The organism is Bacteroidales bacterium, from assembly GCA_018334875.1.
Taxonomy (GTDB): Bacteria; Bacteroidota; Bacteroidia; order Bacteroidales; family UBA12077; genus JAGXLC01.
On the sequence record JAGXLC010000191.1, the window covers coordinates 1 to 7,914 of the forward strand.

General features: G+C 40.4%; 9 protein-coding genes. 6 read left to right on the top strand and 3 right to left on the bottom strand.

Going from position 1 to position 7,914, the window contains the following annotated elements:
- Window positions 1-299 precede the first annotated feature (299 nt).
- The 5 genes from KGY70_13815 to KGY70_13835 all read left to right on the top strand — a co-directional run bounded on the left by KGY70_13815 (window position 300) and on the right by KGY70_13835 (window position 3,337).
- The gene (locus KGY70_13815) at window positions 300-602 is read left to right on the top strand and encodes a type II toxin-antitoxin system MqsR family toxin (protein MBS3776266.1); all 303 of its coding nucleotides are present in this window, start codon (window positions 300-302) and stop codon (window positions 600-602) included.
- Window positions 599-1,597: a DUF4065 domain-containing protein gene (locus KGY70_13820; GenBank protein ID MBS3776267.1), complete on the top strand. Its 999-nt coding sequence runs from the start codon at window positions 599-601 to the stop codon at window positions 1,595-1,597. Before KGY70_13815 ends, KGY70_13820 begins: the two co-directional genes overlap by 4 nt.
- Window positions 1,598-1,817: 220 nt before the next feature.
- Window positions 1,818-2,213: a hypothetical protein gene (locus KGY70_13825; protein MBS3776268.1), complete on the top strand. Its 396-nt coding sequence runs from the start codon at window positions 1,818-1,820 to the stop codon at window positions 2,211-2,213.
- Between the two features lie 349 nt (window positions 2,214-2,562).
- On the top strand, window positions 2,563-2,805 hold the full coding sequence (locus KGY70_13830; protein ID MBS3776269.1) for a hypothetical protein: 243 nt from the start codon (window positions 2,563-2,565) through the stop codon (window positions 2,803-2,805).
- A gap of 136 nt (window positions 2,806-2,941) precedes the next feature.
- The gene (locus tag KGY70_13835; protein ID MBS3776270.1) at window positions 2,942-3,337 is read left to right on the top strand and encodes a type II toxin-antitoxin system VapC family toxin; all 396 of its coding nucleotides are present in this window, start codon (window positions 2,942-2,944) and stop codon (window positions 3,335-3,337) included.
- A 350-nt stretch (window positions 3,338-3,687) separates the two neighbouring features.
- On the opposite strand, the gene istB is transcribed toward KGY70_13835, so the two are convergent.
- From istB to KGY70_13850, 3 genes are read right to left on the bottom strand one after another with little or no spacing between them, the layout of a single operon-like run.
- On the bottom strand, window positions 3,688-4,518 hold the full coding sequence (istB, locus tag KGY70_13840) for an IS21-like element helper ATPase IstB (GenBank protein MBS3776271.1): 831 nt from the start codon (window positions 4,516-4,518) through the stop codon (window positions 3,688-3,690).
- On the bottom strand, window positions 4,502-5,959 hold the full coding sequence (gene istA, locus KGY70_13845) for an IS21 family transposase (GenBank protein ID MBS3776272.1): 1,458 nt from the start codon (window positions 5,957-5,959) through the stop codon (window positions 4,502-4,504). Before istA ends, istB begins: the two co-directional genes overlap by 17 nt.
- Window positions 5,956-6,867, bottom strand: a complete 912-nt coding sequence (locus KGY70_13850) for a ParB/RepB/Spo0J family partition protein (protein MBS3776273.1) — start codon at window positions 6,865-6,867, stop codon at window positions 5,956-5,958. Before KGY70_13850 ends, istA begins: the two co-directional genes overlap by 4 nt.
- A gap of 743 nt (window positions 6,868-7,610) precedes the next feature.
- On the opposite strand from KGY70_13850, the gene KGY70_13855 reads away from it, so the two are divergent.
- The coding region (locus KGY70_13855; GenBank protein MBS3776274.1) for a four helix bundle protein at window positions 7,611-7,914 on the top strand (304 nt) is incomplete at its 3' end.

Consider the following 7,914-nt stretch of genomic DNA (forward strand, 5'->3'; position numbering starts at 1 on the left):
AAGCATCGAATCAAACAAAATATTGGTATATGACGGAAAAGGGCCTGAAGTAAATGAACTTCTTTCCCAATAAGATGAGTAAAAAATACAACCAGCTAAATAATTTAAAATTATTACCTTTGTAATTAACCCGATAATTTTGAAAGCTCTTTTTCAATTTGGATTATGAAAAGGATTATAAATATTTTTCATCTCAGGAAGTTCTGCTTCAAAAAAATTAATCTGGAATCCGGAAATGACCGGATTTTTTTTTATTGATGAGCTTCAGCGAAAAGAAAATGCCGGTGTATTAACTTGAAATATTTGACATCATCTTTCTGGATAGGCGAAAAAAGAATACACAAACATTACTTGACCTTGAAATAACTCCTGCTCAACGAAAAAAGATTGTTGAGTCGATTGAATTGAAAGATTATGTTGAGGGTCCTGTTGAAGAAGAACTATATGGAATGGCCGATATGTGGGTGTTCGGTAAAATGGTTAAAAATAAGGAAGTATATATAAAGGTTACCCTTGGTCATTCAAATCGACACGTAATATGTATATCTTTTCATATAGCTGAATATCCGCTACAATATCCATTTAAAAAAGGGGAAAAATGAAAAGCCCGATTACCGGTAAACCAATGGTAATACATAAAGAATCCGGAACATTATCCTTTCGCAAAGAGAAATTTGAAATAATGTATCATTACTATCTTTGTGAAGATACCGGAGAGCGTTTTACACCTGATGACCTGGGTCAGGTCAATATAATACAGGTACATAATCAATACAGGGAAAAACATGGCATACCCTTCCCTGATGAAATCAAAAAAATAAGAGAAAAATATAATCTTTCTGCAAGAAAAATGTCCAAAATACTGGGGTTTGGAGAAAACAGTTATCGAAACTATGAGGCCGGTGAAATTCCTTCTGTTGCCAACGGCCGATTAATTCTGGCTATAAAACATGCAGAAGATTTTAAACAACAGGTGGAAGCAAGCACTCATCTTCTCAGTGAAACAGAAAAAGCGAAACTCGATAAAACAATAAACAAACTCATCAATGAAGAAAAAACCACCACATGGAGCAAACTTCTTGAAAACCAGTTTTTATATACACAACCAAATGAATACTCCGGATATAAAGAACCGCAGTTTGATAAAATTGCGTGTATGATCACTTTTTTCTCCAGTCAAATGAAAAGCTTTAAAACCAAACTGAACAAGCTTCTGTTTTTCTCAGATTTTTTGCATTATAGCAAAACAGGATTTTCCATTACGGGACTTACATACCGTGCAATTCCTCTAGGGCCAGTTCCTGCTGAATATGATAAGCTTTATATAAAATTAGCTGAGGAAGGTAAGGTATATGTTGAGGAAATGGTAATGTCTGAAGGTAATTATGCCGAAATAATCAATGGGAGTGAAATATATAATGAAAAGATGTTTGAGGATACCGAAAAAAAAGTTCTTAACAGCATTATCAAACAGTTTCGTTCGGTTTCCTCCAAAGAAATCGTTGAATTGAGCCATCAATATAAAGCATGGAAAGACAATCAGGAGCAAAGGAATCTAATCAACTATCAGCACTACGCATTTGATATAGATATATAACCTGTTTGCAAACAGAACAAATGAAAAATATAGTTCCGCTGATTGACGCTGATTTTGAAGCGCAGTTGAAGCGGTTAAGAAAGCTGTACCCAGTCGAAACTATATGTGTGTTCAATGAGGTTTTTATTTTACAATTGAAGTGCAGTAAAATAAACAAACCGAATGAATCCCGCCTGTTTTGGCGGGACATGGCAATCCTTCAAGCAAATGGGACAGCAAAATGCTATGGGAAAACCCTCAGGGGACCGGTCAAGAATACAATTACCGGGCTTATGGCATCCTGGGCGAACCCTATTTCGACATCGATTACAACGAGGTGTTCTACCTGACCGATACCTGCAGGCGATGGAACAACGCAGGGGCCAGCGTACGCGATAAGGTAGCCTCGGGATTCAGTATTTCCGTAAAAAGTACTTCGCATATCATGGAGCTTGCACGGGAAAACCGCCTCCCGGATAAAATCATGCTGAATACCCACCCCCAGCGCTGGTTTGAGCCGGGATGGGGATGGCTGAAAGAGTTTCTCCTTCGTAGTAGGACTACGGAGAAGGAGCTTATCATGCAGAACATTAAGAATGTGGCTAAACGGTATATGGTAAAAAAGTTGAAGAGCTGAAGAGTTGAAAAGTTTAAAAGTTGAGGAGTTAAGGAGTTGAAAAGTTGAAGAGTTGAGGAGTTGAAAAGTTGAAGAATTAAAAAATATCAATTCAGTGGCTCTCGCAAACTGTTAAACTCTTAAACTGTTAACCTGTTAACCTGTTAAACTATTTTCAAAAACCAAGAAAGACAAGACAATGAAAAACACAGATTATCTCTTCAGCTTTGAAAAACTTAATGTCTGGCAAGAAGCCAGGAAATTTATTTCTGAAATCTAAACCACAGTCTCATTTTAACTATATTAAGAATGCAACATCTATATCATTTTTGCGTTATATATAAGCACTTATAAAAAGGAGGCGAATACTATGGGAAATCTCAGCTTAAATAATACCACGTTGGAAAAATATTTTGGCATTCTAAAAAATTTAGATGATACCTCTAAAAAGAATCTAATCAAAAAATTAACTAAATCTCTCAAAACAACTAAAAATGATTTAACAGGACTAGATGAAATTTACGGTGCCTGGAAAGATTCAAGAGAAGCCGATGAAATTATTGCTGATATTAAATCCTCCAGAGTGAATAAAGAAGAGAAAGAATCATTTTAATGAAGGAGTCTAGTCTAAAAAGGCGCTCAGCGGCTATACTTAGCTAATTGTATAAAAATTATCTATTGAATTTCAGTAATCTACTAAAGCCGCTTAGCGCCTTATCAGTCAAAATCTAGCTTTTTATACCGGACTCATGAAGTATTTACTCGATACGAATATTTGCATTTATTTTCTTAAAGGAAAATTTCAACTAAACAAGAAAATTAGGCAGGCTGGAATACAAAACTGTGCAATTTCGGAAATTACCTACGCTGAATTAATATATGGTGCAGAGAATAGTGACTCCATTGAGAAAAACCTTCAAACAATTGAAAAATTCACAGATCAAATTGTGATCTTGCCTATTTTTAACGCAATCCATATATTTGGGAAAGAAAAGGCCAGACTCCGTTCAAAAGGAAATATGATCAGTGATTTTGATTTACTAATCGGTGCAACGGCAATTTCTAATAATATGATTATGGTAACAAGAAATGTCAATGAATTTAAACGCCTGAAACATATTAAAATTGAAAACTGGATTGATTAAATTAACTGATAGTTATCGGATTAAGTAAACAGGTAAATTATTTTAAGGCAACGAGGCCACGATTTTAATAAGGATTTAGAAGGTTACCATCAGATTGAACATTTTGATACCATACCCTTGAGTTATTGATTTGTTAAAAGTTTTAGAACGTCGGTATTTTCATTATTCCGGTGAAGATTTTGATGTTCGATTTCCAATTTAAAACAAGCAACTATTTTTGAACAAACTGTACTGCTGATTACTAAGACAATATACCCTTTGTTACGATGATTATAAGCCAAACCGGGATATAAAAAAAGGCGCTAACTTTTGTCAACACCTTTTCTTCTTTCCTGGTTGGCCGACTTGTATTACACTGTTTCCGTTTTATCCTGGTTCTTCTCAGCATATTCTTTCTGAAGTAATTCACTCTGGTACTTCCGGTAGCTTGGGCCATCTATCTTTACGATGACTGAGTGGTGGAAGATACGGTCTAATATTGCACTCGTAGTGATAGGATCCCCAAGGAACTCCGGCCAGTCCGTTTCCTCGACGTTAGTAGTAAATATCAGGGATTTATTATCGTTATAGCGCTGATCAATCACCTTGAAGAGCAGGTGAGCCTCCTTAACAACTTGTAACTCCAGGCGGTCATGGCCCATTTCGTCGATCAGCAATAACTCCGGATTCGTGTATTTTCTCATCCTCTTGTCCAGGGTCTTTTCATATACTCCGGCATTCAGGTCACTTATCAACTCGCTGCAGGTGGTGTAATAGGTCTTGTACCCACTCTGACAGGCCATAAGCGCCAGACTTTGAGCTAAATGACTTTTACCCACACCGTTTGTTTTTCCAATGAAAAGGATTGAATCGTTTCGCTCAATGAACTCCAGAGATGCCAGGTCCATGATCAGCCTGCGATCCAGCTTGGGCTGGAAGTCAAAATCGAAGTCAGCCAGCATCTTCGGTGGCTGAGGAAGCCTGCTGTTTTTAATCAGGTATTCAATACGTCTCTGCCACTTGGCTGCAGCCTCGGCCTGCACGATCTCGCTGATGAACTCATAATATCCGGCATCATGCTCATTGGCCTTATCAACCATTTGCTGATATTCTTCTGCCAGGAGCTTCAGTCCCAGGTACCGGCAGTTTTCGGTGAACTGCTCCTGCCTGTGCTGTGTATGATTCTTATTCCTGCCTCTCATAACCGTTATTGTTTTTGGGTTTAAAGGATAACTTGATGCTGTAGCGCGGTTCGGAGTTGTTTTCCAGGAACCTTTCAATAGCACCTGATTCAAAGACTTTATATTGCCAGGCCCGGCGTACTGCCACCAGAATGTCTTCCACCCGGTAATTCACCTTCAGGGCCAGCAGGCATCTGAGGTGATGTCCCCAGGAGTTGGGCTTATGCCGTTTGACCGCATCAATATATTCACTCATTTCAGGGGAGAAGCTTTCAAGGCGACAGATCACATCGGCGATCACCAGCTCCGGTTTCTTGCTGGGTTTCTCATGAACCCCCACATAACGCTCCTTGCGGCCCTTTTCGGCCAGTCGGTAGCAGACGATCTGTTCACCCGCAGGAGAATAAATAACCATATGGCTCTCGGTAATACGTATAGGGCATAATTCAAACATGTACTTCTCGGGTACTACATACTGGTAGCCTTTCCAGTAGATGCACGATTCCTGGTTTACCACTTTATGGATTACAAGAGAAGTATCAAAATGATTTGCCGGAAGGGGCTGCAAAAAGGGATGTTCCTCGATGTACATATCAATAGGCCTTCTCTTTGTCGTGCCATGCTTGCGGACATCATTGACCTGGGTGAGCCATTTTCGAAGCTGTTCTTTCAGGTCATCCCTGTCCTTAAACGTACGGCCGTTTAAAAAGCTCCGTTCAAAATACCAGAATGGACGCTCCACCTTCAGGTTCTCTTGTGGACGACGCGGTGTGATCGTTATGGGACGGAACCGGTACCAGGTGGCAAATTCAAGGTATTTTCTATTGAAGACCGGTCGGCCCATCTCCCAGCGAACCACACACACTTTCTGATTATCTGTCTTGATCTCATGTGGTACACCGTCCATATAGATAAATGCAGCTATAAGCTCACGAAAAAGGGTTTGCTGCTTCATGTCATCTACCGGATTAATGTATTGACGGCGGGAGAAAGAAAGGATGTAGCTGAAAAAAGTTACCTTTTCTGTCTTGCCGGTTGAAGTAAACGGGATATTATAAGTACTCCAGTCATGAGCGGCACGCTGGCCCGGGTCTGTTTCTACCATTCGCACCGGCGTTTTTGACCCCGCCCCACGGATGCTTTTCAGGTAGTCACGAACGATGGTGATCTCCCCGTCAAACTCCTTTTCTTTCAGGAGCTCGTATACCCGCTGTCCGGTAATATTACTGTATTTTTCCAACAGTTCTCCAATAAATTCCTTGTATGGATCCAGCTTGCCCGGGCGTCTTTTTTTAAGGGTGATCTCATCCTCCGGGGTGGTATCACGTAAAACCGAGTTTGATACCAGTATCCTGCGGATGCGCTTGCGGGATATATGCAACTCACGGGAGATCCTGCGAATCGACCATTTCTTCTGAACGTGAAGTGTAATGATCGTGTTCTCTAATTGTTCATCTTTCATTTTTCCTGCTTTGATTTATGGATTTGTAATTCACTGGTGACCTCTGATAGTTTCTCTGCATAGCCTGATACTTTTCTAAGGAAAGGGGTGATAATCACTTTCTCGGTTTCATTAAACATGACTATAGGGTGATCGTCCAACCTTGACAGCAGATCCTGAAGCCCCACAATGGCATTGACTGTCGATTGCATCAGTTTATTTCCAAATAAGGACAGCCGTGCATCATAGGGCTCTTCTTCTGAGTCCGCCGGATCATTCCAAAGTATTTGCTCCGGGTAGTTAAGAATATGGCGCCTCTTGTCTTCATCCTCAGCCTTCAGAAAAGCATCAACCAGTGTATCGCTCTGGCGGCTACTAAGTCCGCAGTTAATGATCACACGGGCTATCTCTGCCTGATTGCCGCGCGGCAACTTTATCAGCGCACGCGCATGGCTCGAGGTAAGCGTGCCCATCATGATCTCTGAGGAGACTTTTTCGTCTGTTTTATCAATCAGCGACAAGCGGCGGCTCACCCATGAGCGGCTGTGTCCGGTCAATCTTGCAAGGCTGTGCTGGTCCAGGGAGTGGGTCTTGTGAAGGTCCTGTAACACCATTGCCTCCTCCCAGGCTTCCATCGACTGGTGCGAACGATTATAGTTCATAAGCAACACCTTGGCCTGGGACAAATCGATCTCCAAAACAAGGCACTGAAGGGTCTCCATCATCATGTCCGTTGCTGTGTAGTACCTTTTAAAGCCATCTATAATTTGGTAACTATTTTCATGTATCCGGGCAACAACCGGTTGCAGCTGACCATGCAGCCGCATCGACTTCTCAACCTGATGGATCCGGGCCGGGTTCATAATACGCATCCCGGACAGGGACAGGTCAAATTCAGCTAAGGGTATCTCTTCGATTCTGGGACTCACTGGTTCTGTTTTTTTTCTTGGGTAAATTTAAGTGACTCTTCTTTTTTAAACGAACGCGTACGTCTTTACAATCAACTTGAATTTGGGGGGTTAATTGGCTCCAGGTTAGACTGAGCCTGCATTTTAGCTTTTAACGCGTACGTCTTTACAATCTTTTCGTTTTTTATCTCAAAACTCGTGTACACCCCGTACTGCAGAGGCTGTGGAGATAACGCGTACGTCTTTACAATCATTGGCGGCGGACATCTTTGACGCTTTTTGTTCCGTTCTTTTTGCAAATCACGATTGCGTTGAACATAATCCGGGTGATTCTCCCGGTATATTTTTTGATACTCGTGCGCGGGAAATGCATCCCGCCAGCGTTTATTACGGGCTTGTCTTAATAAGCCATTCCCTGAGCTTTTCTGTATCTTTGCTTTATTGGTTAAATTTCGTCGAGCATTTTGACAGACTCTGGAAGAACAATACTTCTGGTTCTTTACTCGGGGATTACGCTGGCAAGAACAGCCGCAATGTTGACAGATAAATGTTGAAATCATGGTTGTAATCTTTCAAGTGGCGAAAGATTACCGTTTTTATCCAGAAAAAATAGGTGGTATCAATTTTTACCGGTAGGTGGTATCAGTTAAAACCGGTATTAAAAAAAAGTTGAAGAATATCAATTCATTGGCTCTAATAAACTTTTAAACCTTTAAACTGTTAAACTGTTAAACCATTAAACTGTTAAACCATTAAACTCTTCAATGAAAAACACAGATTATCTCTTCAGCTTTGAAAAACTGAATGTATGGCAAGAAGCCAGGAAATTTATTTCTGAAATCTATGAACTTACCAAATCCTTTCCTACTGATGAAAAATTTGGTCTTACAAATCAAATTCGCAGAGCTTCCGTATCAATAGCAGCCAACATTGCTGAGGGAACTTCAAGAACATCCTCAAAAGATCAGGCTCATTTTACCAATCTTTCATACAGTAGTTTAATGGAGGCATTGAACCATCTGTATATCTCTCTGGATTTAAACTACATAACAGATGATCTCCTTTTCT